The sequence below is a fragment of the Pseudoxanthomonas sp. OG2 genome, assembly GCF_014192765.1.
Taxonomy (GTDB): domain Bacteria; phylum Pseudomonadota; class Gammaproteobacteria; order Xanthomonadales; family Xanthomonadaceae; genus Pseudoxanthomonas_A; species Pseudoxanthomonas_A beigongshangi.
In genome coordinates, this window is record NZ_JACHYM010000001.1 from 1,317,568 (window position 1) to 1,340,021 (window position 22,454).

A 22,454-nucleotide genomic window follows, 5' to 3' on the forward strand; every position below is an offset into this window, starting at 1 on the left:
GACGTTATCTTAACGCTTTGCGCGGTACGGCGACCATGCCGGCTCGCGCACATCGCCATCGGCCAGCACCAGGCGCTGGCGGACCCGGCCGTCGGCGGAGACCGCATACAGTACGCCTCTTCCACCTTCGCGGGCGGCATACAGGACCATGCTGGCGTTGGGCGCGAAGCTGGGGGACTCGTCCAGCGAGCCCGGCGACAGGGTGGACCAGCGCGGCGAGCCCAGGCTGCGATCCATCAGGGCGATGCGGTAGGTGTTGCCGCTGCCCTGCGCCACGGCGATCTTCTTGCCGTCGTAGGAAATCTTCGCCGAGGCGTTGTAGCTGCCTTCGAACGTTACCCGGCTCGCGGAACCGCCGCTGGCCGGCACCTGGTAGATCTGCGGACGGCCGCCGCGATCGGAGGTGAAGTAGATGCTGCCGCCATCCGGGCTCCAGACCGGCTCGGTGTCGATGCTGGACTGGTTGGTCAGCTGGCGCAGCTGCCGGCTGGCGATGTCCATCACGTAGATTTCCGGATTGCCGCTGCGCGACAGGGTCAGCGCCAGCCGGTTGCCATCCGGCGAGAACGACGGCGAACCATTGATGCCGCGGAAGCCCGAGACCTTCTGGCGTGCGCCGGTGGTGATGTCCTGGACGAAGACGGCCGAGTTGCCGCCCTCGTAGCTCACATAGGCCAGTCGACGGCCATCGGGAGCCCACGACGGCGACAGCAGCGGCTCGGAGGAGCGCACCACGGTCTGCGGGTTGAAACCGTCGGAGTCGGCGATCATCAGCGCATAGCGCGCGCCCTTGCCGGCGCCGCTGGCGGTGACGTAGGCGATGCGGGTCCAGAACGCACCCGGGATGCCGAGGATCTTCTCGTAGATGGCGTCGGCCATCTGGTGGGCGACATCGCGCATGGCGTTGGCGCGCGCGGTCATCGCCAATCCCAGCAGGCGCTCCTGCTTGGCCACGTCGAACAGTTCGTACTCGACCCGGTAGCCGCCGTCACCGGCGTCGACCACGCGGCCCACCACCAGATAGTCCTGCTTGAGCGCGCGCCAGGTCGGATACTGGACCTCGCTGCCACGGGTCGGGCGTTCGACGATGCTGGCCTCCGGCAGGGTGCGGAAGGAGCCGGAACGCTCCAGGTCCGCGCGCACCACGCCGGCCACGTCGGTCTGCGGGGCGCCCGCCGAGCCCTGGTACGGCATCGGCACGATGGTGATGGGCAGCGCCGAGGCATTGCCGCCGATGATGTCGATGTCCAGCCCACGCTCCTGGGCGGCAGCGGCGAACGACAGCAGCAGGAGGGTCAGGGCGGAAAGCCAGCGCGGCAGTTTTTTCATGGCAGGTCGGGGGTTCTCGGTCTGTCTGAACGGAAAGGGATACCAGCTTGCGCGTGAACGTTTTCGCAATCGTGAACGGCGCCTGTTCAGGAACGCGATTCTCTCAGCGATCCTGCGCTTCGAACGTGAAATTCAGGGTGCGCTGGAAAACATTCTCGAATCCACGGTACGGCAGGGGCTGGGCGCGCAGCACCGCGGCCTCCACCGAGCGCCGGCCGGCCTCGTCGTAGGGGCAGCTCGGGTCGACCTTGGCGTCGATGACTTCGCCGCCGGGCAACTGGCGGATGGTGATGCGGCACCGCTGGCCGACCGGCACGCTGTCCGGGCGGATCCACTGGTTGAGCACCGCCCGCTGGATGGCGGCGGCGTACTGCGCGGTCAGATCGTTGCTGGTGCCGCCCTGCCCCGGCTGGCCGCCGCTGCGGCTGGCGGCGGGAGTCGCCGCGCTGGCCGTGGTGCTGGCGCGCTGGGCCTGCACGTTCTGCAACTGGCGCAGCTTCTGCTCCGCCATCTGCGCCTCGCGGGCGGCCTGCTCGCGGCGGCGGCGCAGGTCGGCCAGCTTCTTGTCGCGCTCGGCCTCTTCCTGCTGCTTGGCCAGCCGCTGCTTGCGCTCGGCCTCCTGCTGGCGCTCGCGCTCGGTCAGGTCGATCTGTTCCTGGCGACGCTTCTCTTCCTGCTCCTTCAGCGCCTTTTCCTGGGAAATGGCCAGGCGACTGGCGGCGTCCTGGTCCTCGGTGTCCGGGACGGGGATGCGTTCCTGCGCCTGCTGCTGCGGCGCCACCGGCGAGTCCTGCGGGCGCGGCTCGGGCAGCGGCTGAGGCGGCGGCACCGTCTCCTCCTCGGCGGTTTCCTCGATCGGGGTCGGCATCGGCTCCGGCTTGGGCGCGTTTTCCATCGCCTGCTGGGCCGAGCGGATATCGGCGCTGGAGATCTCCAGCGAAGCCTCGATCACCGGCGAACCGGCGGCCGCGTCGAAGTCATGCGAGGGCGACCACAGGTAGGCGGCGAGGAACAGCAGCGCGATCAGCGCATGCACGCCGATCGCGAGTGCGACCGGAACGGCGAGATCGTCTTCTTCGGGACGATGCCGGGGGGGGAGCGCGTCAGCGTGCATTGCCACCGGGCTGGCTCATCAGGCCGACCTTCTTCACCCCGGCCTGCTGCAACATCACCATCGTGTCCATGACCTTCTGGTAATCAGAATGGCCCGGCGCGGCGACGAACACCGGCGCATCGGGATTCTGGCTGACGAAGGCCTTGAGCTTGGCGGCCAGGGTCACGCCGTCCAGGCGCTCCGGCTTGCCGCTTTCCAGGGTCAGCGTATAGGCGCCGTCGGCGTTGACGCTGACGATGATCGGATCCTTCTTGCTCTCGACCGAACGGGCGTTCGACCTGGGCAGGTCCACGTCCACGCTGAGGGTCAGCAATGGCGCGGTCACCATGAAGATGATCAGCAGCACCAGCATCACGTCGATGTACGGCACGACGTTGATTTCGGACTTGAGCTTGCGGCGCTTGCGCATGCGGGAGATGGCGGCGGTCATGGCGGACTCCGCTTATTCGTCGCCCGAGGACTGGCGCTGCAGGATCGAGCTGAACTCCTCGGCGAAGGTTTCATAACGCACCGAGATGCGCTCGACCCGGGTGGTGAAGCGGTTGTAGGCCCACACCGCCGGAATCGCCACGAACAGGCCGATGGCGGTGGCGAACAGCGCTTCGGAAATGCCCGGCGCGACCGAGGCGATGCCCGCCTGCTCGCCGCTGTTGAGCATGTCGTGCATGGTGACCATGATGCCGAACACGGTGCCGACCAGACCCACGTACGGCGCGGTGGAGCCGATGTTGGCCAGCAGCTCCAGGTTGCGTTCCAGCTGATCGACCTCGCGCGCGTAGGTCGCGCGCATGGCGCGCTGGGCGCCTTCCAACTGGGCGCGCGGGTCCAGCTTGCGCTTGTCGCGCAGGCGGGCGAATTCGCGGAAGCCGGCTTCGAAGATCGCCTCCAGTCCGCTGACCACCCGGTTGCGGTCGGCCGCGCTGGCGTACAGCTTGCTCAGTTCGGCGCCGGACCAGAACCGGCTCTCGAAGTCATCGGCGTCGCGGTTGGCGGCCTTGAATACCCGCGCCTTGCGGAAAATGATGATCCAGCTGATCAGGGAGCCCAGCAGCAGCAGCACGACGATCAGCTTGACCGGCAGGCTGGCCTTGAGCATCAGCTCCAGGTAGTTGATGCCGCTGTGGGTGGCGGCGGCGGTCGCCTGGACGGCGGCGGCGGCGGTGTCCTCGGGCAGGGCTTCGACCACGGCGGCCAGGAGCGGTGCGATCATCCGGTATTCCTCGATGTTTCGGATTGGTCAGTTCGGCGTTTCGAACAACTTGAATTCTTCATACAACGCTTCGGGCAGCGGTTTGGGTCTGAATCCCGCGGCGGAAAGCGCCGCGACCTTCACCTCTGCCGTCAGCAGGACGTCCTCGCCGCGCAGGATGCGCTGGGCGAAGACGACACTGGCGCGCTTGCACTGGCGTAACACGAGTTCCACCTGCAGCAGGTCGTCCAGGCGCGCCGGTTTCAGGAAATCCAGCGTCATCGCGCGGACCGCGAAGACCAGGTCATGGTCCCCGCGCAGCCACTCCTGGCTGTGGCCGCGAGCGCGCAGCCATTCCGTCCGCGCACGTTCCAGGAACGCCACGTACTGCGCGTGATAGACCACGCCGCCAGCGTCGGTATCTTCCCAATAGACGCGTGTCGGCCAACTGAATAGCCGGGAAACGGGGTCATTGGTCTGCGATTGGGCGCTCAAAGGCAGGCTTCTCCGGACAAAACGGGGTACCGGGCCATCGGCTCAGAACAGTTCGTCATTGCCGCCGCCGCCCAGTTCCAGTTCCCGGCGGGGTTTCAGGCCCAGGTGCCGGTAGGCCTTGGAGGTGGCCATGCGGCCACGCGCGGTGCGGATCAGGAAACCCTGCTGGATCAGGTAGGGCTCGATGACGTCCTCCAGCGTGCCGCGTTCCTCGGACAGGGCCGCCGCCAGCGATTCCACGCCCACCGGGCCACCGTCGAAGCTGTCGATGATGGTCCGCAGCATGCGCCGATCCAGTTCGTCGAAGCCCTCCGGGTCCACTTTCAGCATCTGCATGGCCGCATCGGCGACAGCGTGGTCGATGTGGCCGGTGGCACGCACCTGGGCGTAGTCGCGGACCCGTCGCAGCAGTCGGTTGGCGATACGCGGCGTGCCGCGTGAACGCCGCGCGATTTCGGCGGCCCCCTGTGGCTCGCAGTCGATGCCGAGGATACGGGCCGAACGGCGCACGATGCTGGTCAGCTCCTCGGCACTGTAGAACTCCAGCCGCTGGACGATGCCGAAGCGGTCGCGCAGCGGCGCGGTCAGCAGGCCGGCGCGGGTGGTCGCGCCGACCAGGGTGAACGGCGGCAGGTCCAGCTTGATCGAACGGGCGGCCGGCCCCTCGCCGATCATGATGTCGATCTGGAAATCCTCCATGGCCGGGTACAGCACTTCCTCGACCACCGGCGACAGGCGATGGATCTCGTCCACGAACAGCACGTCGTGCGGCTGCAGGTTGGTCAACAGCGCGGCCAGATCACCGGCCTTCTCGATCACCGGGCCGGAAGTGACCCGCATGTTGACGCCCAGCTCGTTGGCGATGACGTGGCTCAGGGTGGTCTTGCCCAGCCCCGGCGGCCCGAAGATGAGCACGTGATCCAGCGCCTCACCGCGTCCCTTGGCCGCCTGGATGTAGATGTCCAGTTGCTCGCGCACCGGTTTCTGGCCGAGATACTCGTCCAGCCGCTTGGGCCGGATGCTGGCCTCGATGGCTTCGTCTTCGCGGGTGGCGCCGGAGGCGATGATGCGGTCTTCGGTCATGCCGCCATTATGGGGCAAACCGCCATGGAAAAAGGCCGGCGCCCGCGCGGGTCCGGCCCTTCAGGTCATGCGCTCCGCGATGCCGCGCTCAGATCTCGACCTGCGCGCCCAGCTCGACCAGCCGGTTGCCCGGAATGCGGAAGAATCCGGTCGCCGGCGCCGCGTTGCGGTGCATGACCGCGAACAGCTTGTCGCGCCAGACCGGCATGCCGCGATGGGCGGTGGCGACGATGCTCTCGCGGCTGGCGAAATAGGTCGTCTCCATCGGATCGAAGTAGATGCCGCCACGGTCGCAGGAACGCATCAGCGCCTGCGGCACGTCCGGGGTCTCCATGAAGCCGAACTTGACGATGACCCGGTAGAACTCGTCGCCGATGGAGTCGATCTTCAGGCGCTTTTCCATCGGCGCGAACGGCACCGGCAGGGTTTCCACGGTCAGGAATACGTTGCGCTCGTGCAGCACCTTGTTGTGCTTGAGGTTGTGCAGCAGCGCGTGCGGAACCATGCCGGTCTGGGCGGTCAGGAACACCGCCGTGCCCGGCACCCGCACCGGCGGCGCCAGCATCAGGCCGGGCAGGAAGGTATCCAGCTGGATGCCTTCCTTGCGGATCTCGGCGCTGAGCAGCTCGCGGCCGCGGCGCCAGGTGCGCAGCAGGGTGAACACGACGATGCCCAGCACCACCGGGAACCAGGCGCCCTGGAAGAACTTGGCGCCATTGGCGAACACGAAGCCGACGTCGACCACGAAGAACACCACGCACAGCGCGATGACCACGCCGCTGCCCTTCGGCCACAGCGCCCGCGTCACCAGCGCCAGCAGCAGGGTGTCGATCAGCATGGTCGCGGATACCGAGATGCCGTAGGCCGCGGCCAGGCGGGTCGAATCCTGGAACATCAGCACCACGGTCAGCACCGCGACCATCAGGATCCAGTTGATCCCGGGGATGTAGATCTGGCCGATGGTGTCGTGCGAGGTGTGCTTGATCTGCATGCGCGGGATGTAGCCCAGCTGCATCGCCTGGCGTGCCACCGAGAACGCGCCGGTGATGACCGCCTGCGAGGCGATCACCGCCGCCAGCGTGGCCATCACGATCATCGGGTACAGCGCCCAGCGCGGGACCGCTTCATAGAACGGATTCACCACCGCCGCCGGATGCTCCAGCACGAACGCGCCCTGCCCCAGATAGTTCAGGAACAGGCACGGCAGCACCAGGATGTACCAGGCGTAGCGGATCGGCTTGATGCCGAAATGGCCCATGTCGGCATACAGCGCCTCGCCGCCGGTGACAGCCAGCACCACCACGCCGAGGATGAGGACCGATTGCCAGCCGTGGTCGATGAAGAAACGGGCACCCCACAGCGGGTTGAGCGCCTTGAGTACTTCCGGCGCGTCGATGATGTTGCCGATGCCGATCGCGGCCAGCGACAGGAACCAGATCACCATGATCGGCCCGAACACCCGGCCCACCTTCTGCGTGCCGAACCGCTGGACCAGGAACACCGCCAGCAGGATCACGATGGTGATCGGCACGATGAAGCGATCCAGCGCCGGCGCGGCGACCTCCAGGCCCTCGACCGCGCCCAGCACGGAGATGGCGGGGGTAATCACGCCGTCGCCGAAGAACAGCGAGGCGCCGAAGATGCCGAGGATGCCGACCACGTAGGCGGTGCGCGATCCCTTCTTGAGGGTGCGCTGGGTCAGCGCCATCAGCGCCATGATGCCGCCCTCGCCCTCGTTGTCGGCGCGCATGATGATGGAGACGTACTTCACCGTCACCACGATCATCATCGCCCAGAACACCAGCGACAGGATGCCCAGCACCGTGTCGTGGTTGGCCTGCAGGTGGAAGTGTTCGGAGAACGCTTCCTTCAGCGTGTACAGCGGGCTGGTGCCGATGTCGCCGAACACCACGCCGGCCGCGGCGATGACCAGGCCGGGCAGGCCCTGCGGCGTGCCGTGCGAATGGCCGTGGCCGTGGCCGTGGCCGCCGGAGGACGAAGCGGCCGAATGGGAGGAAGCGGATGCGGACATGGCGGGGTAAAGGCTAGCGCGCGGTAAGTGAGGAAAGGCTCTAAACAGTTCAGCGCAGGGCCGACTGCAGGGCCTTGCGGATGATCGTCGCCGCATCGTCGCCGCTGCCGGTGGCATCGCGGGCCATGCGGGCGGCCTCGGCCGGCTTGTAGCCCAATTGCTGCAGGGCGATGGTGGCTTCGGATTGCGGATCCACCGGCGGGCTGGCGCTGGTCCCGCCACCGCCGCCGCCCAGATCCGCGGCGCGATCGCGCAGTTCCACCACCATGCGCTCGGCGGTCTTCTTGCCGATGCCGGGGATGCGGGTCAGCGCGGTCACGTCGCTGGACTGGACTAATCGCGCGAACTCGTCGACGCTGACGCCGGACAGCACCGCCAGCGCGATCTTGGCGCCGATGCCGCTGACTTTCTGCACGTCGCGGAACAGGCGCCGCTCGCCCTCGCGCAGGAAGCCGTACAGCGACACGCTGTCTTCCTTCTGCGCGTAGTGGGTGAACAGGGTGACCTCGCGGCCGACGTCGGGCAGATCGTAGAAGGTGCTCATCGGCGCCTCCAGCTCATACCCCACCCCGCCCACGTCGATGATCAGCCACGGGGGCTGCTTGTGCGAAAGAATGCCGCGCAGTCGTCCGATCATTTGGCCCTCCGGGCACGGGATTGGAGATTCGGGATTGGGGATTGGCGAAGCACGGCCTTCCGCCGCGCCACGCCGTTGCGAATCCCCAATCCCCAATCCCGAATCCCGGACATCACTTGCGGCTCCAGGCCTGGCGGGCATTGACGCCCAGGCGGTTGGCGGTGGCGCGCACGTGCGCGTGGGTGATCGCCACGGCCAGGGCGTCGGCAGCGTCGGCCTGCAGCTTGCCGTGCAGGCCCAGCATGATGCCGACCATGTGCTGGATCTGGTGCTTCTCGGCGCTGCCCTTGCCGACCACGGCCAGTTTCACTTCCTTGGCCGCGTATTCGTGCACCGGCAGATCGCGCAGCACCACCGCGCAGATCGCCGCGCCGCGCGCCTGGCCCAGTTTCAGCGCCGAATCCGGATTGCGCGCCATGAACACCTTCTCGATCGCCACCTCGTCCGGCCGCCAGGTCTCGATGATCTCGGCCAGCCCGGTCAGCAGGCACTTGAGCCGCTGCGGAAAATCCTCCGCACCCAGCAACACCAGCGGCGCATGGTGCACATGCGTCGTCCGCCCCGCGCCATCCACGTCGATGATGCCGACGCCCGTGCGCTGCGAACCCGGATCGATGCCTAGGATGCGGGTCATTGGGGCCGGGATTGGGGATTCGGGATACGGGATGGAATGCATGGCGCACGGCACGGGGCCGGTTTCGGGGACGTCATCATCCCCAATCCCGAATCCCCAATCCCGTCCTTACGCATACGCATCCGCGCCGAGTTCGGCGTTGGAATAGACGTTCTGCACGTCATCCAGGTCTTCGAGCATGTCCAGCAGCTTCACCACCTGCTTGGCGGTGTCGCCCTGCACGGCGATGTCGTTGTCGGCGCGGAAGGTGACTTCGGCCTGGTCGGCCGACAGGCCGGTGGCGTCCATGGCGTCCTTCACGGCCTGGAAGGCGTCGGGCGCGGTGATGACGTCGATGGAGCCGTCGTCGGGATACACCACCACGTCGTCCGCGCCGGCCTCGATGGCGGCCTCGGTGATTTTTTCCTCGTCTGCACCCGGCGCATAACTCAGAACACCCAGTCGCTTGAACATGAACGCGACCGAGCCTTCGGTGCCCATGTTGCCGCCGCACTTGCTGAAGGCGTGGCGGACGTCGGCCACGGTGCGCACGCGGTTGTCGGTCAGGCAGTCGACGATCACCGCCACCCCGCCGGGCGCATAGCCTTCGTAGCGCACTTCCTCGTAGACCACGCCTTCCAGCTCGCCGGTGGCTTTCTTGATGGCGCGCTCGATCACGTCCTTGGACATGTTGGCCACCAGGCCCTTGTCCACCGCCACCCGCAGGCGCGGATTGTTGTTGGGATCGCCCCCGCCCGCCCTCGCGGCCACGCCGATCTCGCGGATGATCTTGGTGAAGATCTTGCCGCGTTTGGCGTCGCTGGCATTCTTGCGGGCTTCGATCGAGGGTCCTCTACCCATGGGTCTTCCGGAACAAGGCTGCTGACGGGGCGGCGATTCTACTCCATCGCGCCGGCGCGGCCGTTATCGGCTCGTGTTCCGGCCGCCGCTCCGGGCAGTGTTCCGGCTCCGGTTCCACGCGTTTCCGGATGGGCGAAACGTCCGTGGCGCAGGAAATTCGCGGCCTGGCGCGCGGCATCGGCGGAAAACACCAGGCCGGTGTGGCTGGCGGCGACGATGCAGTGGTCGGCCAGGCCCGCCAGGCGGGTTTCCTCCACCGACACGGTGCCGTCGGATTCCCCTTCGAACCGGGCCAGCAGGCGGCCGAAACCACGCGCGACGTTGCCGGCCACCACGCCCACCTGCGCCGGGCCCTGCCAGGCCGCGCAGCCGGACAGCAGCAACGGTCCACTGCGGCCGAGCGCATGCACGCTCCAGGGATGGCTGGCGAGATTCCGCGCGGTCAGGCTGCCGCGCAGCGGCGAGCCCAGGCAGACCACCCGCGGCACCGGCAGATCCGGCGCCTGGCGCAGGGTTTCCAGGGCGATCACGCCGCCCAGGCTGTGGCCAACCAGGCCAATGGGGCCGCCAGTGGACTGCAAATGGTCGATCAGGCGCGGAATCGCGGCTTCGGGACCGCCGAACACGCTGTCATAGCCGAACACCTCGGCATCGAATCCTTCCGCGCGCAGCCGCCACGCCAGCGGCGCCACCCACGAGCGCGCATTCCAGATGCCATGAAGAATGAGGACGCGGGGGAGAGCGGACGCGGATTTGACCATGCCCGCAGTCTCTACGATTCCCGCTCCGCCCGCCAACCGGGCGCGTGGAGGGATGCTCCGCAGGCGCAGCCCCCAACCGGATCTCGCGGGGGAAGGCTGGCCGCGCGGCTCAGGGCCGCGTGTGCGCGGTCCGTCGCAGGATGAACTCGTGGTCGCGCACGCGGCCGACCGGAAACTCGTAGTCGCCCACCCTTTCGAAACCATAGCGGGCATAGAAGCGCTGGGCACCGAAGTTCTGCGACCACACGCCGATCCACAGCGTGCGCGGGCCGTCACGTTCCAGCCACGCCAGCGCGGTGTCGCACAGGCGCGCGCCCCAGCCGCCGTTCTGGTGCGCCTTCAGCACGTACAGGCGCTTGAGTTCGCCGTCACCGGCGGCGACGTCCGGATGCGGCAGGCCACACGGGCCGGCCGCGGCGTGGCCCACCGCCACGCCATCGGCTTCCAGCAGCCACACCGCGTAGTCGGGGTGGCTCAGGATGATCCGCTGCTTGTCCACCGCGTAGGCGTCCGCGAGGAACGCCTGCAGGTCCTCCGGCGGATACAGGTGGCCGAAGGTCTCGACGAAGGTGCGTGTTGCCAGCGCCGACAGGGTTCCGGCGTCATCCGGGGTGGCGCGGCGGATCTCCACGCTCACTCTTCCTCGTCGTCCTCGTCCGACTCGTCTTCCTCTTCGGCGTCCTCGTCGTCCTCGCCTTCTTCCTCGTCCTCGTCCTCGTACTCGTAGTCGTCCTCGCCGAAGTCCTCGCCATCCCAGCGGCCCTCGCCGTCCGGCACGAAGGTCAGCGCCATCGCCGCCGGCGAGGTACCGATGCGCACCACCCAGCCGCCGAACACGCGGGCGCGTTCGGTCACCAGCCCCGGCTCGGTGCCCTCGTTGCCCAGCTTTTCCCACTGCAATGCGAATGCAAACTCGGTCATGCCAATACTCCGGAAGAAAGAAAATCCCCTGGCGGGGAATCAGGCGGCGATTGCCGCCAGACGAATGGAAGAACGATTCGCGGAACCCGGCCCCGCGAATGCGGGGCCAGGCGACGGATTACTGTGCCTTCGGCGCGACCGGCCGCACCTGGATGTGCAGTTCCGCCAATTGCTCGTCGGGAATCGGCGAGGGTGCGCCGGTCATCAGGCACTGCGCGGTGGTGGTCTTGGGGAACGGGATCACGTCGCGGATCGATTCGGTGCCCGCCATCAGCGCGGCGATGCGGTCGATGCCGAAGGCGATGCCGCCGTGCGGCGGCGCACCGAATTTCAGCGCGTCCAGCAGGAAGCCGAACTTGGCCTCCGCCTCTTCCGCGCCGATGCCCAGCAGCTCGAACACCGCGCTCTGCATGTCGGGGCGATGGATGCGGATCGAACCGCCGCCGATCTCGTTGCCGTTGAGCACCATGTCGTAGCCACGCGACACCGCGGTCTTCGCGTTCGCGCGCAGGTCGGCGATGTCGTCCACCGCCGGCGCGGTGAAGGGATGATGCAGGGCCACGTAGCGTTGCGCTTCCTCGTCCCACTCGAACATCGGGAAATCGGTGACCCACAGCGGACGCCAGCCTTCGGCGACGCGACCGAATTCCTTGCCGGCCTTCAGGCGCAGCGCACCCATGAAGTCGGAAACCTTGTTGTAGCCGCCCGCGCCGAAGAACACGATGTCGCCGTTGCCGGCGCCCACGTGCGCGACCAACGCCGAGAACGCTTCCTCGCCGAAGAATTTCTGGATCGGCGAGCTGACTTCGCCGTTGTCGGCGATCTTGATGTAGGCCAGGCCCTTGGCGCCGTATTTGGCGGCATGCGCGGCATACTCGTCGATCTGCTTGCGCGACAGGCTGGCGCCGCCCGGGACGCGCAGCGCGGCGACGCGGCCGTCCGGATCCGCGGCGGCGGCCGAGAACACGGCGAATTCGCTGTCCTTGACCAGTTCGGCGACATCGACCAGTTCCAGGTCGATGCGCAGGTCGGGCTTGTCCGAACCGTAGCGGCGCATCGCCTCGGCCCAGGTCATGCGCGGGAAGGGCTCGGCCAGATCGACGGACATCACTTCCTTGAAGATGTCGCGGATCATGCCTTCCACGGTGTCCTGCACGTCGCGCTCGCGCACGAAGGCGAATTCCATGTCCAGCTGGGTGAATTCCAGCTGGCGATCGGCGCGCAGCGCCTCGTCGCGGAAACAGCGCGCGATCTGGTAATAGCGATCGAAGCCGGCGACCATCAGGATCTGCTTGAACAGCTGCGGCGACTGCGGCAGCGCGTAGAACTCGCCCGGATGCAGGCGCGCCGGCACCAGGAAGTCGCGCGCGCCTTCCGGCGTGGCCTTGGTCAGGATCGGCGTTTCGATGTCCTGGAAGCCACGGGCGTCCAGCCAGCGGCGCAGCGCCTGCACCAGGCGGATGCGGGTGCGCTGCATGCGCTGCATCTCCGGACGGCGCAGGTCCAGGTAGCGATACTTCAGGCGGATATCCTCGCCGGCGTTCTCGTGCGCGTGGAACGGCAGCGGCTGCGCCTTGTTGAGCACACTGATGCGGGTGGCGACGATTTCCACCTTGCCGGTGGGAATCTTCTCGTTGACGCTGTGGCGCGCGCGCACCACGCCTTCGACCTGCAACACGTCCTCATAGCCCAGGTCCGCGGCCACCGCGAACACGTCCGCGGCATTCCGATCGCCAGCCGCCGGCTCCACCGTCACCTGCACGATGCCTTCGTGGTCGCGCAGGTCGATGAAGCACACGCCGCCGAGGTTGCGGGCAACGTCGGTCCAGCCGCACAGGGTGACGGTCTGGCCGATCATGGCCTCGTTGATGAGGCCGCAGTAATGGGTACGCATGGGGGCTCCGCGAGTTGCATCCGGCGAGGGCCGGAAAGCCGCATAGTCTAACCCGGCCCGGGTCGCCCGCCCCCCGCCGCGCGGGCCTAGCCTACCCGGCCCGCAACGGGATTAAGCTTGCCGCTCCCGACGGGAGACCACCATGAACAAGGCTGTGATGAAGTCGCTGTGCGCACTCTTCCTGGCCTTGCTGGCCAGCCATGCCCCGGCCCAGGTCCAGACCCGGGCCTACGCGCCGGAAAACCTGCGGACCCTGACCGTGGCGGAGCAGACCCGGGTGATCAGCCTGGAGTACAGCGAACAGTCGCGCGGGCGCCGCATTCCCGACGACCAGTTGCGCTTCTACCTCGACCAGGTGCGCCTGTCCGGTTGGCCTTTCAGCCGGATCAAGCAGGACATCGCCACCTCGCTGGGGGGCGGAAACGGCGGCTGGAATCCCGGCCCGGCGCCCGGCCGCACCGTCCGCTGCGAAAGCGTCGACCAGCGTGAACGCAGTTGCCAGACCGGCTTCGCCAACCGCGCCCGGCTGTCCCGCCAACTGTCCAGCGGGGCCTGCGTCGAGGGCCGGTCCTGGCAGCAGCAGCCCGGGGTGATCCGGGTCCGCAACGGCTGCCGGGGGGAGTTCGTGGAAACCTCGCAGGGGTGGGGCAACGGCGGCGGCAACAGCGGCTACACCGTGACCTGCGCCAGCGAGGACGCGCGCTACCGCACCTGCGCCTGGGACGACCGCCGCGGCCGCCCGGTGGTGGTGCAGAACCTGTCCAAGGCCCAATGCCGGGAAGGGAACAACTGGGGCCACCAGCGCAATCTCATCTGGGTCAACCACGGCTGCCGCGCCCGTTTCGGCGTGGCCGGTGGCGGCTGGGGTGGCGGCAATCCGGGCTACAGCGTCCAGTGCGCCAGCCGTCCGGGCGATCCGCGGCTCAACCGCTGCCGTTGGGACGCCCGCCAGGGCCGGCCGCGCGTGCAGCAGGAATTCTCGCAGGGCATCTGCGTGGAGACCCGCGGCTGGGGGTATGACGCCAACCGCCAGGAAATCTGGGTCCGCGGCGGCTGCAACGCGCGCTTCAGCGCGCGCTAGCCCCGCGGGTCCGATCCGGGGACGGGCCGCACGGGCCGTCCCCGCGCAGGCTCAACCCGCGGACGGCGTCGAGGCCGGCTTGGATTCGGTCTTGGCCGGGGCCGCCGTGTCGCCGGAGGACGAAGCGGCGGAAGACGAAGCGGCGGAGGTGCCGCCGCCTTCGGCCAGATTGCGCTTCTTGTCGCCATCCTTCTTGAAATCGGTCTCGTACCAGCCGCCGCCGGCCAGGCGGAAGGCGGGCGCGGTCAGCTGGCGCTTGACCGCCGGCCGGCCACAGGACGGGCAGGCATCGGGATCCGGGTCGGACAGTTTCTGCAGTCGGTCGAAGGCGTGGCCGCATTCGGCGCACTCGAAGGCATAAATCGGCATGGCGGAAACGCATTGATGAGGAAACGCAGGCCCCTATTCTGGGGCCTGGCGGCCCGGATTCAACGGTGGCCTGCCCGCCGCGGCCTCATCCGATGAACCGCGCCGCGGCCACCCCGACCTGCCGCAGCACGCCATCACGCGCGTCCGCATCGACCTTCGCCCCCTGCAGATAGGCGGTCAGCAGCCACGGCGCGCGGCCCCGGTCCGGCCACACGATGGCGATGTCGTTGGTGGTGTCCTCGCCGTTGCTGCCGGTCTTGTCACCGACCTTCCAGCCGGCCGGCAGGCCGGCGCGCAGGCGGCGGTCGCCGGTACGGTTGTCGATCAGCCAGTCCGCCAGCCGGCGGCGGGATTCCGCCCCGAGCCCCTCGCCCAGCACCAGCCGGCGCAGGCTGCCGGTCATCGCCGCCGGCGAGGTCGTGTCGCGCGGGTCGTCCGGGCTGAACCGGTTGACCTCCGGCTCGTCGCGGTCGTTGCGGGTGACGGCATCGCCGCTGGCGCGCAGGAACGCGGTCACCCCGGCGGGACCTCCCACCAGCGGCAACAGCAGGTTGGCCGCCGGGTTGTCGCTCCAGATCATCGTGGCCTGGCAGAGTTCGCCCACGCTGAGCTGGCCGCCCACGTGTTTTTCCGTCACCGGCGCATGCGGGATCATGTCCTCGCGGCGGATCGACACGCGCCGGTCGAGCGCCAGTTCGCCGCGCTCGACCCGCCGCAGCACCGCCGCGGCCAACGGGAACTTGAAGGTGCTGCACATCGGGAAGCGCTCATCCACGCGCCGTCCCCACTGCCGCCCGCTGGCGGTATCGAACAGGCAGACCCCGAGCCGTCCGCCACTGCCGCGCTCCAGTCCGTCCAGCGCGTCCTCGAAGCCGGCCTCCGGTGAACCGGTGGTGTCCTCCCCGGCCAGCACGCGAACGACGGGCAGCGAAACCAGCGCGGCGGCGGACATCTGCAAAAACTGGCGACGGGCGAACATGCGGGGGGCTCCATGTGAGGAAAGCTGATTGTTCCCGCGTTGACCGGACGCCACCAGCGAGGTTATTCAATGCCATCCATTAGCCAGGCTCATGACAGGTCATGCTCAGGCCCCAACTGCCGCTCAACGCCCTGCGCGCCTTCGAGGCCGCCGCGCGCCACCAGAACCTGACCCGCGCCGCCGACGAACTGTGCGTCAGCCAGGCCGCGCTGAGCCACCAGATCAAGGCGCTGGAGGAACGTCTGGGGACCGTGCTGTTCCAGCGCCTGCCGCGTGGCGTGGCGCTCACCGACGAAGGCGCGGCCTTGCTGCCGGTGCTCAGCGAGGCCTTCGATCGCATCGGCCTGAGCCTGGATCGGCTGGCCGGCGGCGAAGCGCGCGAAGTGCTGAACCTGGGCGTGGTCGGCACCTTCGCCACCGGCTGGCTGCTGCCGCGCCTGCCCGCGTTCGCCGCCGCGCATCCGGACATCGAGCTGCGCATCTCCACCCACAACAATCGCGTCGATCTGCCCGGCGAGGGCCTGGACGCGGCGATCCGTTTCGGCGACGGCGACTGGCCCGGCGAGGTCTGCACGCCGCTGTGGTCCACGCCCTTCGCGCCGGTCTGCGCGCCCGTGCTGGCGCAGGCGCTGCGGCAGCCGCGCGATCTCGCCCATGTGACGCTGCTGCGCTCGTTCCGCGCCGACGAATGGCCACGCTGGCTCGCCGCCGCCGGCCTCTCCGGCCTGCAGGCGCGTGGACCGCAGTTCGATTCCTCGCTGACCCTGGCCAGCGCGGCGACGCGCGGCGCCGGGGTGGCGCTGCTGCCGCTGGCGATGTTCGAACAGGAGCTCGCCTCCGGGCGTCTGCTGCAACCGTTCGCGCAGACGCTGGAACTCGGGCGCTACTGGCTCACTCGCCTGCGCTCGCGCCCGGAATCCGTCGCCGCCGCGCGGTTGCGCCAATGGCTGGAAGACGAGGGCGGCGAACGCTAGGCCGGACGCGTTCCGGAATCCGGCGCCGGCACGGTGTCCGCCGCGGCGGCCACGGCACCCGCCGGCTGCTCCGGCGACGACGCGGGGGCGTCGCCCGCCATGCTTGCCGCGTCCGCTTCGGGCGCGGCCATCGGATCCACGTCGAACGGCGTGCGGAACACCAGCGACGGCAGCAGCGTGGTCAGCGCCGCGTACAGCAGCAGTGCGCCGAACAACGCATCGGGAATGTGGAAACGCTCGCGCAGGATGCCCGCCAGCACCAGGGTGAAGATCAGCGTCGGCGCCAGCGCCAGCGACACCCGCAGGCTGCTGCGCATGTCCTCGCCGAACATCAGCCGGCGCTGCACCCAGATCACGCCGATGCGCAGCGGCAGCACCGCCAGGGTGAGCAGCAGGCCCAGGCCCAGCGCTTCCCAGCTAAGCGCACCCGCCGGCACCTTGGTGCCGGCGTTGAAAAAGTAGAACGGCACGAAGAACGTCGCGAACAGGCGCACCGCGTGCAGGTTCTCGTCGGAAGCCAGGCGCGGCATCTTCTGCCGCAGCAGGCGCGCGATCAGGCCGGCGACGAACGCCCCGACCAGGTAGTACACGCCCAGCTTGTAGGTGGTGAAGGCGGCGATCAGTCCCACCATCACCAGCAACGAGAATTCCGAGCCCGGCGCATGCGGCGCCACCCAGCGCCCCAGCGCGATGAACAGCAGCGGCAGTCCGACCAGCAGCGCGATCAGGATGCCAGAGGAGATCGCCATCTTCATCGGCTGATCCGCCTGCAGCACCAGGAACAGCGCCGCCAGCGCCAGCAGTTCGCCGGCGATGGCCTTGTTGGTGACCCAGAAGCGCTCCTGCTCGTCCAGCCCCAGCCGTCCCAGGGTGTCGATGATGAAACCGGTGGAAGGGGTCAACAGCGCCAGCGCCAGCAGGCCCGCCGCCTGCCATGACAGGCCGGCGTAGCGCCACGCCAGCCAACCGACGCCGCACAGGGTCGCGCTGCGGATCAGCAGGTGCGTGAGCAATGGCCAGAAACCGCGGCGCAGCGCCTGCAGTTCGACTTCCAGGCCGGCGAACAGGAACAGCGAGGAAATGCCCAGCGTCGCCAGCAGCGCGATCACCCCGTCATGCGAGCGCTCGCCCAGCCACAGCATCGCCGCGATGCCCAGCACCAGGCAGGTCAGCGGCGCCGGCAGCTTGAAGCGCTGCAATGCGCGCGGCACCACCAGCAGGCCGAAGATCAAGGCCAGATAGATCAGTTCCTGGTTCATTCGCCCTCCGGGATCCCGCCCGTCGCGGTCAACCTGCCTCGTACAGTGCGGACCAGGCCTGCTCGGCCTGTTCCAGTTCCTGCTGCAGGCGGGTTCGCTGCTGCCCCAGATCCGCCGCGCGCGCGGCGTCAGCATAACTGCGAGGGTCGGCCAGTTCCGCGTCGACCGCCGCAAGTTGTTCCTCGAGCTCGGTCATCCGCGCCTCGGCCTGCGCCAGCTTGTGCGGATTGGGCGGCTTGCGCGCCGGTGCCGGCTTGGGTGGCGGCGTGGGCGCGGCTTCCGCCATGCGGATCTTGGTGCCCTGCGCGGCCGGACGCGTGCGCAGCCAGGCGGCGTATTCGTCCAGGTCGCCGGCGAACGGTTCCACCTTGCCGTCGGCCACCCGCCAGAAGGTGTCGCAGACCAGGCCAATCAGATGGCGATCGTGCGAGACCATGACGATGGCGCCGTCGAAGTCGCTGAGCGCCTCGGCCAGCGCCTCGCGCATTTCCAGGTCCAGGTGGTTGGTCGGTTCGTCGAGCAGCAGCACGTTCGGCTGCTGCCAGGCGATCAGCGCCAGCGCCAGGCGCGCGCGCTCGCCGCCGGAGAAACCGTCCACCGATTCGAACGCGCGATCGCCGGGAAAATTCCACTTGCCGAGGAAGTCGCGGAACGACTGGGTCGAGGCATCCGGCGAAAGTTCGCGGAAATGATCGATCGGCGACTGGCCCTCATGCAGCGATTCCACCGTGTGCTGGGCGAAGTAGCCGATGCGCAGATCCGGATGCGCGCTGCGCTCGCCGTCGAGCAGCGGCAGTTCGCCGACCAGCGTCTTGACCAAGGTCGATTTGCCGGCGCCGTTGGGACCCAGCAGGCCGATGCGATCGCCAGCCTCCAGGCCGAAGCCGACCTCGTGCAGGATGATCGTCGCTCCCTTCCCCGCCCGCGGGGGAGGGTTGGGGTGGGGGCCGCTCTCCGGAGCCTTGCCCCCATCCGCCCTTCGGGCACCTTCCCCCGCTTGCGGGGAAAGGACATAGCCGGCTTCGCCGTGGTTGATGCGGATCAGCGAGTGCGGCAGGCGGTTGGGTTGGGCGAACTCGATGCGGAACTCGCGTTCCATCCGCACCGCCTCGGTGCCGGCCAGCTTGGCCAGCCGCTTCATCCGGCTCTGCGCCTGGCGCGCCTTGCTCGCCTTGGCCTTGAAGCGATCGATGAAGGATTGCAGATGCGCGCGTTCGGCCTGTTCCTTCTCGAACGCGATCTGCTGTTGGCGCAATTGCTCGGCGCGCTGGCGCTCGAAGTCGGTGTAGCCGCCGGTGTACAGCTTCGCCCCGCCGCCGTGCAGATGCAGGGTGTGGGTGGCGACGTTGTCGAGGAATTCGCGATCGTGCGAGATCAACAGCAGCGTGCCGGGATATTTCAGCAGCCACTGCTCCAGCCACAGCACGGCATCGAGATCGAGGTGGTTGGTCGGTTCGTCGAGCAGCAGCAGGTCGCTGGGCATCATCAGCGCGCGCGCCAGGTTCAGGCGCACCCGCCAGCCGCCGGAAAACGCGGACACCGCGCGCTGGTGGGTCTCGGCCGGGAAGCCGAGGCCGTGCAGCAGCTTGCCGGCGCGGGCGGTGGCGTCGTAGCCGCCGACTTCCTCCAGCCGGATGTGCGCGGCGGCGACCGCTTCCCAGTCTTCGGCGGCCAGCGCGTCGGCCTCGGCCTTCAGCGCGGCCGCCACCTCGGTGTCGCCGCCCAGCACGAAGTCGATGGCCGGATCCGGCAGCGACGGGGTTTCCTGGGCGACGCTGGCGATGCGCACCTTGCCGGGCAGGTCGACATCGCCCTTGTCCGCTTCCAGTTCGCCGCGGATGGCGGCGAACAGGCTGGATTTGCCGGTGCCGTTGCGGCCGACCACGCCCACCCGGTAACCCGCGTGCAGGGCCAGATCGACATTGGACAGGAGCAGGCGCTCGCCGCGCCGGAGAGCGAAATTACGCAGGGAAATCACGATGAAAAGTCCATTCCTGGAAACCGGCTCCGGCATCCGCACGACGCCACGCCGGTCTCACATTTGTTAATAAATCGTTGACATGCACGTGCGCCGGCGGCTATCACGACCTACGAATCGCACCAACCGGCATAAGCACATAAGCAGAAGTTCTGCGACGCGATTCTACTCGTTAACGAATAATTGACGTTATGTTGTGGTGCAGCATACCTCCGGGAATGCCGCCTCTGCCACGCCAACGACCGCCGCATCGCGGCCGTCGCATCCCGTTCCGAGCATTGGAGTACCCATGATCCGCACGCTTTCTCCGCTGTCCGCCGCCATCGTCCTGGCCCTCGCCTCCACCCCCGTCTTCGCCCAGGACGAACAGAAACCGCAGACCCTGGACACCCTCATTGTCACCGGTACCCGGGTCGCCGACCGCACCGCGGCCGAATCGCAGTCGCCGATCGACATCCTCACCCCGGAAGCGCTGCAGGCCACCGGCACCACCGAACTGGCGACCGCGCTGGCACGCGCCCTGCCCTCGCTGAACTTCCCGCGCCCGGCCATCACCGACGGCACCAGCGGCGTGCGCCCGGCGCAACTGCGCGGCCTGTCGCCGGACCAGGTGCTGATCCTGGTCAACGGCAAGCGCCGCCACCTGTCCGCACTGGTCAACGTCAACGGCACCATCGGCCGCGGTTCCTCGGCGGTGGATCTCAACGCCATCCCGGTGTCCTCGATCGCCCGCGTCGAAGTGCTGCGCGACGGCGCCTCGGCGCAGTACGGCTCCGACGCCATCGCCGGCGTGGTCAACATCGTGCTCAAGGGCGCGGAGAAAGGCGGCAGCCTGGTGCTTGACGCCGGCCAGTACTCGGCCGGCGACGGCCGCCAGTACCAGTTGGCCGGCGATGCCGGCGTCGGTTTCGGCGACGGACGCGGCTTCGTGCACGTGGCCGGCCAGGTGACCCGCCAGGACGAAACCGATCGCGCGGGCCCCTACGGTGGCACCTCGCCCAACACCGGCAACAATCCCGACATCGGCGAGGTCGCCTACGTCTACGGTGATCCGGAAGTCGAAGCCGAAGCGGTATCGGCCAATGCCGGCTTCGAGTTCAGCGACAACCTCAGCGCCTACGCGACGACCATCCTGAGCAACCGCGACATCACCTCGTTCGCGTTCTACCGCTCACCCGGCCACAACCCGCTGGTGCCACAGGTCTATCCGAACGGCTACGTGCCCGAGATCAACCAGGTGTCCAAGGATCGCTCGCTGGTCGCCGGCCTCAAGGGCGGCACCGACAGCGGCTGGACCTGGGACGTCAGCTACAACTACGGCTACAACAAGCTGTTCTTCTACACCCGGAACAGCATCAACTACAGCCTGGGCGCGAGCAGCCCGCGCCGTTTCTACGACGGCGCGCTGGAGTACACCCAGAACTTGTTCAACGCCGACTTCACCAAGACCCTGGACTGGGGCCTGGCCTATCCGGCCACGCTGTCCTTCGGCGCCGAGTATCGCCGCGAGAAGTGGAACCAGTCGCCCGGCAACCCGAATTCCTACACCGGCGGCGGCGCGCAGGGCTTCGGCGGCTTCACGCCCGCCAACGCGGTGCACGAGGACCGCCACAGCTATGCCGCCTACGTCGGCCTGGAAGCGGATTTCACCGACAAGTTCTCCGCCGGTATCGCCGCGCGCTACGAGGACTATTCGGACTTCGGCAGCGAGACGTCCGGCAAGCTCTCGGCCCGCTACGCGTTCACCGACAAGGTCGCGTTGCGCGCCACCGTCGCCAGCGGCTTCCGCGCGCCGGCGCTGGCCCAGCAGTATTACCAGGTGGTGACCTCGCAGTACAACGCGAGCGTGGATCGCTTCTTCGAATCCGGCACGTTCCCGGCCACCAGCGCGGTCGCGCAGGCGCTGGGCGCGGAGGCGCTGAAGGCGGAGACCTCGCTGTCCTACAGCCTGGGCCTGGTGCTGCAGCCGGTGGATCGCCTGTACATCACCATCGACGCCTACCAGATCGACATCGACGATCGCATCGTGCTCTCGTCCAACCTGCTGCTGGCCAACAACGCCGCCGCGCAGGCGCTGCTCGCCAGCCTGGGCATCAACGGGGTGACCAGCGCGCGCTACTTCAACAACGCCATCGACACCCGCACCCGCGGTGTAGACGTGGTCGGCACCTATTCGATCCCGCTGGCCGCCAGCACGCTGAACCTCACCGCCGGCTACAACCGCAACAAGACCGAGATCACCCGCATCGCGCCGAACCCGCCGGAACTGACCGCGCTGGGCGCCAATCTCTGGCGCGTGGGCCGCGACGAACAGGGTCGCATCGAGGAAGGCTATCCACGCGACAAGTTCAGCCTCAACGCGGTCTGGAACCTGGCGGCGTGGGACTTCGCGCTGGGCACCACCCGCTACGGCGAGTTCACCACCCGGGTCAGCGAAACCGGCAATCCGGCCAACGATCAGAAATACGGCGCCATCTGGACCGTCGACGCCTCGGCCAGCTACCGGCTCGACGGCTGGACCTTCACCCTGGGCGCGGACAACCTGCTGGACGAGTACCCGGATCGCACCATCTTCCCGAACTCCAACAGCGGCCAGTTCCCCTACAGCAGCCAGTCGCCGGCCGGCTTCAACGGCGCCTACGTGTATGGACGCATCGGCTACAAGTGGTGAGTGCGCGGCAGCGGACTCTCTCCTAGCCCCCTTGACCAGCCATGCGGCTGTTGAAAGCGAAAAAGGGGGCGGGCGCCGGAGGCGACGGGGGATTTGCTCTTGCTGCTGAAAAGCAAATCCCCCTCAGTCCCCCTTTTAAAAAAAGGGGGAGGCAAAGCGGGTTTGCGAGCGTCGGAGTACCTCGATAGCCCCCTTGACCAGCCATGCGGCTGTT

The 22,454-nt window shown here is 68.1% G+C and carries 21 protein-coding genes; 3 read left to right on the forward strand and 18 right to left on the reverse strand.

Going from position 1 to position 22,454, the window contains the following annotated elements; all coding sequences use genetic code 11:
• Window positions 1-9: 9 nt before the first annotated feature.
• The 14 genes from tolB to aspS all read right to left on the reverse strand — a co-directional run bounded on the left by tolB (window position 10) and on the right by aspS (window position 12,929).
• Window positions 10-1,329, reverse strand: a complete 1,320-nt coding sequence (gene tolB, locus FHW78_RS06275; protein ID WP_183638928.1) for a Tol-Pal system beta propeller repeat protein TolB — start codon at window positions 1,327-1,329, stop codon at window positions 10-12.
• Between the two features lie 103 nt (window positions 1,330-1,432).
• A complete protein-coding gene (gene tolA, locus FHW78_RS06280; protein WP_183641185.1) occupies window positions 1,433-2,443 on the reverse strand; it encodes a cell envelope integrity protein TolA in 1,011 nt (336 codons plus the stop codon).
• On the reverse strand, window positions 2,433-2,873 hold the full coding sequence (gene tolR, locus FHW78_RS06285) for a protein TolR (RefSeq protein WP_183638930.1): 441 nt from the start codon (window positions 2,871-2,873) through the stop codon (window positions 2,433-2,435). Before tolR ends, tolA begins: the two co-directional genes overlap by 11 nt.
• 12 nt (window positions 2,874-2,885) lie before the next feature.
• Window positions 2,886-3,653, reverse strand: a complete 768-nt coding sequence (tolQ, locus tag FHW78_RS06290) for a protein TolQ (protein WP_183638933.1) — start codon at window positions 3,651-3,653, stop codon at window positions 2,886-2,888.
• Window positions 3,654-3,680: 27 nt separating this feature from the next.
• Window positions 3,681-4,127, reverse strand: coding sequence for a tol-pal system-associated acyl-CoA thioesterase (gene ybgC, locus FHW78_RS06295; RefSeq protein ID WP_183638935.1), 447 nt, complete (start codon window positions 4,125-4,127; stop codon window positions 3,681-3,683).
• 42 nt (window positions 4,128-4,169) lie between these two features.
• Complete coding sequence (gene ruvB, locus FHW78_RS06300; RefSeq protein ID WP_183638937.1) at window positions 4,170-5,210, reverse strand: Holliday junction branch migration DNA helicase RuvB; 1,041 nt, start codon at window positions 5,208-5,210, stop codon at window positions 4,170-4,172.
• 88 nt (window positions 5,211-5,298) lie between these two features.
• Window positions 5,299-7,242: a potassium transporter Kup gene (locus tag FHW78_RS06305; RefSeq protein WP_183638939.1), complete on the reverse strand. Its 1,944-nt coding sequence runs from the start codon at window positions 7,240-7,242 to the stop codon at window positions 5,299-5,301.
• Between the two features lie 49 nt (window positions 7,243-7,291).
• A complete protein-coding gene (ruvA, locus tag FHW78_RS06310; protein WP_183638941.1) occupies window positions 7,292-7,879 on the reverse strand; it encodes a Holliday junction branch migration protein RuvA in 588 nt (195 codons plus the stop codon).
• Window positions 7,880-7,991: 112 nt separating this feature from the next.
• Window positions 7,992-8,513, reverse strand: a complete 522-nt coding sequence (gene ruvC, locus FHW78_RS06315) for a crossover junction endodeoxyribonuclease RuvC (RefSeq protein WP_141455742.1) — start codon at window positions 8,511-8,513, stop codon at window positions 7,992-7,994.
• Between the two features lie 108 nt (window positions 8,514-8,621).
• On the reverse strand, window positions 8,622-9,353 hold the full coding sequence (locus tag FHW78_RS06320) for a YebC/PmpR family DNA-binding transcriptional regulator (protein WP_183638943.1): 732 nt from the start codon (window positions 9,351-9,353) through the stop codon (window positions 8,622-8,624).
• A gap of 38 nt (window positions 9,354-9,391) precedes the next feature.
• A complete protein-coding gene (locus tag FHW78_RS06325) occupies window positions 9,392-10,114 on the reverse strand; it encodes a lysophospholipase (protein WP_255443150.1) in 723 nt (240 codons plus the stop codon).
• Window positions 10,115-10,223: 109 nt separating this feature from the next.
• A complete protein-coding gene (locus FHW78_RS06330) occupies window positions 10,224-10,751 on the reverse strand; it encodes a GNAT family N-acetyltransferase (protein WP_183638945.1) in 528 nt (175 codons plus the stop codon).
• Window positions 10,748-11,035 carry a DNA primase gene (locus tag FHW78_RS19915; RefSeq protein WP_183638947.1) on the reverse strand — a complete coding sequence of 96 codons (288 nt, stop codon included), beginning with the start codon at window positions 11,033-11,035 and terminating at the stop codon, window positions 10,748-10,750. The genes FHW78_RS06330 and FHW78_RS19915 overlap by 4 nt, the downstream gene beginning before the upstream one ends.
• A gap of 118 nt (window positions 11,036-11,153) precedes the next feature.
• Complete coding sequence (gene aspS, locus FHW78_RS06340) at window positions 11,154-12,929, reverse strand: aspartate--tRNA ligase (protein ID WP_183638949.1); 1,776 nt, start codon at window positions 12,927-12,929, stop codon at window positions 11,154-11,156.
• A 142-nt stretch (window positions 12,930-13,071) separates the two neighbouring features.
• Here aspS and FHW78_RS06345 point away from each other — a divergent pair, with 142 nt between their 5' ends.
• Window positions 13,072-14,010, forward strand: coding sequence for a DUF3011 domain-containing protein (locus FHW78_RS06345; RefSeq protein ID WP_183638951.1), 939 nt, complete (start codon window positions 13,072-13,074; stop codon window positions 14,008-14,010).
• Between the two features lie 51 nt (window positions 14,011-14,061).
• On the opposite strand, the gene FHW78_RS06350 is transcribed toward FHW78_RS06345, so the two are convergent.
• Window positions 14,062-14,379, reverse strand: coding sequence for a zinc ribbon domain-containing protein (locus tag FHW78_RS06350; protein WP_183638953.1), 318 nt, complete (start codon window positions 14,377-14,379; stop codon window positions 14,062-14,064).
• Between the two features lie 85 nt (window positions 14,380-14,464).
• Window positions 14,465-15,358, reverse strand: a complete 894-nt coding sequence (gene bla, locus FHW78_RS06355) for a class A beta-lactamase (protein WP_183638955.1) — start codon at window positions 15,356-15,358, stop codon at window positions 14,465-14,467.
• A gap of 101 nt (window positions 15,359-15,459) precedes the next feature.
• On the opposite strand from bla, the gene FHW78_RS06360 reads away from it, so the two are divergent.
• Window positions 15,460-16,332: a LysR family transcriptional regulator gene (locus tag FHW78_RS06360; RefSeq protein ID WP_183638956.1), complete on the forward strand. Its 873-nt coding sequence runs from the start codon at window positions 15,460-15,462 to the stop codon at window positions 16,330-16,332.
• Here the strand turns inward: FHW78_RS06360 and FHW78_RS06365 are convergent.
• Together FHW78_RS06365 and abc-f are read right to left on the reverse strand one after the other, a co-directional pair.
• A complete protein-coding gene (locus FHW78_RS06365; RefSeq protein ID WP_183638957.1) occupies window positions 16,329-17,591 on the reverse strand; it encodes a cation:proton antiporter in 1,263 nt (420 codons plus the stop codon). The two genes, FHW78_RS06360 and FHW78_RS06365, sit on opposite strands and share 4 nt — an antisense overlap.
• Before the next feature lie 28 nt (window positions 17,592-17,619).
• A complete protein-coding gene (abc-f, locus tag FHW78_RS06370; protein ID WP_183638958.1) occupies window positions 17,620-19,569 on the reverse strand; it encodes a ribosomal protection-like ABC-F family protein in 1,950 nt (649 codons plus the stop codon).
• Between the two features lie 289 nt (window positions 19,570-19,858).
• On the opposite strand from abc-f, the gene FHW78_RS06375 reads away from it, so the two are divergent.
• Window positions 19,859-22,240 carry a TonB-dependent receptor gene (locus FHW78_RS06375; protein WP_183638959.1) on the forward strand — a complete coding sequence of 794 codons (2,382 nt, stop codon included), beginning with the start codon at window positions 19,859-19,861 and terminating at the stop codon, window positions 22,238-22,240.
• Window positions 22,241-22,454: the final 214 nt, after the last annotated feature.

Coding starts and splice junctions, on each gene's coding strand:
- tolB (WP_183638928.1), bottom strand. CDS start 1,329: ATGAAAAAACTGCCGCGCTGGCTTTCCGCCCTGACCCTCCTGCTGCTG.
- tolA (WP_183641185.1), bottom strand. CDS start 2,443: ATGCACGCTGACGCGCTCCCCCCCCGGCATCGTCCCGAAGAAGACGAT.
- tolR (WP_183638930.1), bottom strand. CDS start 2,873: ATGACCGCCGCCATCTCCCGCATGCGCAAGCGCCGCAAGCTCAAGTCC.
- tolQ (WP_183638933.1), bottom strand. CDS start 3,653: ATGATCGCACCGCTCCTGGCCGCCGTGGTCGAAGCCCTGCCCGAGGAC.
- ruvB (WP_183638937.1), bottom strand. CDS start 5,210: ATGACCGAAGACCGCATCATCGCCTCCGGCGCCACCCGCGAAGACGAA.
- FHW78_RS06305 (WP_183638939.1), bottom strand. CDS start 7,242: ATGTCCGCATCCGCTTCCTCCCATTCGGCCGCTTCGTCCTCCGGCGGC.
- ruvA (WP_183638941.1), bottom strand. CDS start 7,879: ATGATCGGACGACTGCGCGGCATTCTTTCGCACAAGCAGCCCCCGTGG.
- ruvC (WP_141455742.1), bottom strand. CDS start 8,513: ATGACCCGCATCCTAGGCATCGATCCGGGTTCGCAGCGCACGGGCGTC.
- FHW78_RS06320 (WP_183638943.1), bottom strand. CDS start 9,353: ATGGGTAGAGGACCCTCGATCGAAGCCCGCAAGAATGCCAGCGACGCC.
- FHW78_RS06325 (WP_255443150.1), bottom strand. CDS start 10,114: ATGGTCAAATCCGCGTCCGCTCTCCCCCGCGTCCTCATTCTTCATGGC.
- FHW78_RS19915 (WP_183638947.1), bottom strand. CDS start 11,035: ATGACCGAGTTTGCATTCGCATTGCAGTGGGAAAAGCTGGGCAACGAG.
- aspS (WP_183638949.1), bottom strand. CDS start 12,929: ATGCGTACCCATTACTGCGGCCTCATCAACGAGGCCATGATCGGCCAG.
- FHW78_RS06345 (WP_183638951.1), top strand. CDS start 13,072: ATGAACAAGGCTGTGATGAAGTCGCTGTGCGCACTCTTCCTGGCCTTG.
- FHW78_RS06350 (WP_183638953.1), bottom strand. CDS start 14,379: ATGCCGATTTATGCCTTCGAGTGCGCCGAATGCGGCCACGCCTTCGAC.
- bla (WP_183638955.1), bottom strand. CDS start 15,358: ATGTTCGCCCGTCGCCAGTTTTTGCAGATGTCCGCCGCCGCGCTGGTT.
- FHW78_RS06360 (WP_183638956.1), top strand. CDS start 15,460: ATGCTCAGGCCCCAACTGCCGCTCAACGCCCTGCGCGCCTTCGAGGCC.
- FHW78_RS06365 (WP_183638957.1), bottom strand. CDS start 17,591: ATGAACCAGGAACTGATCTATCTGGCCTTGATCTTCGGCCTGCTGGTG.
- FHW78_RS06375 (WP_183638959.1), top strand. CDS start 19,859: ATGATCCGCACGCTTTCTCCGCTGTCCGCCGCCATCGTCCTGGCCCTC.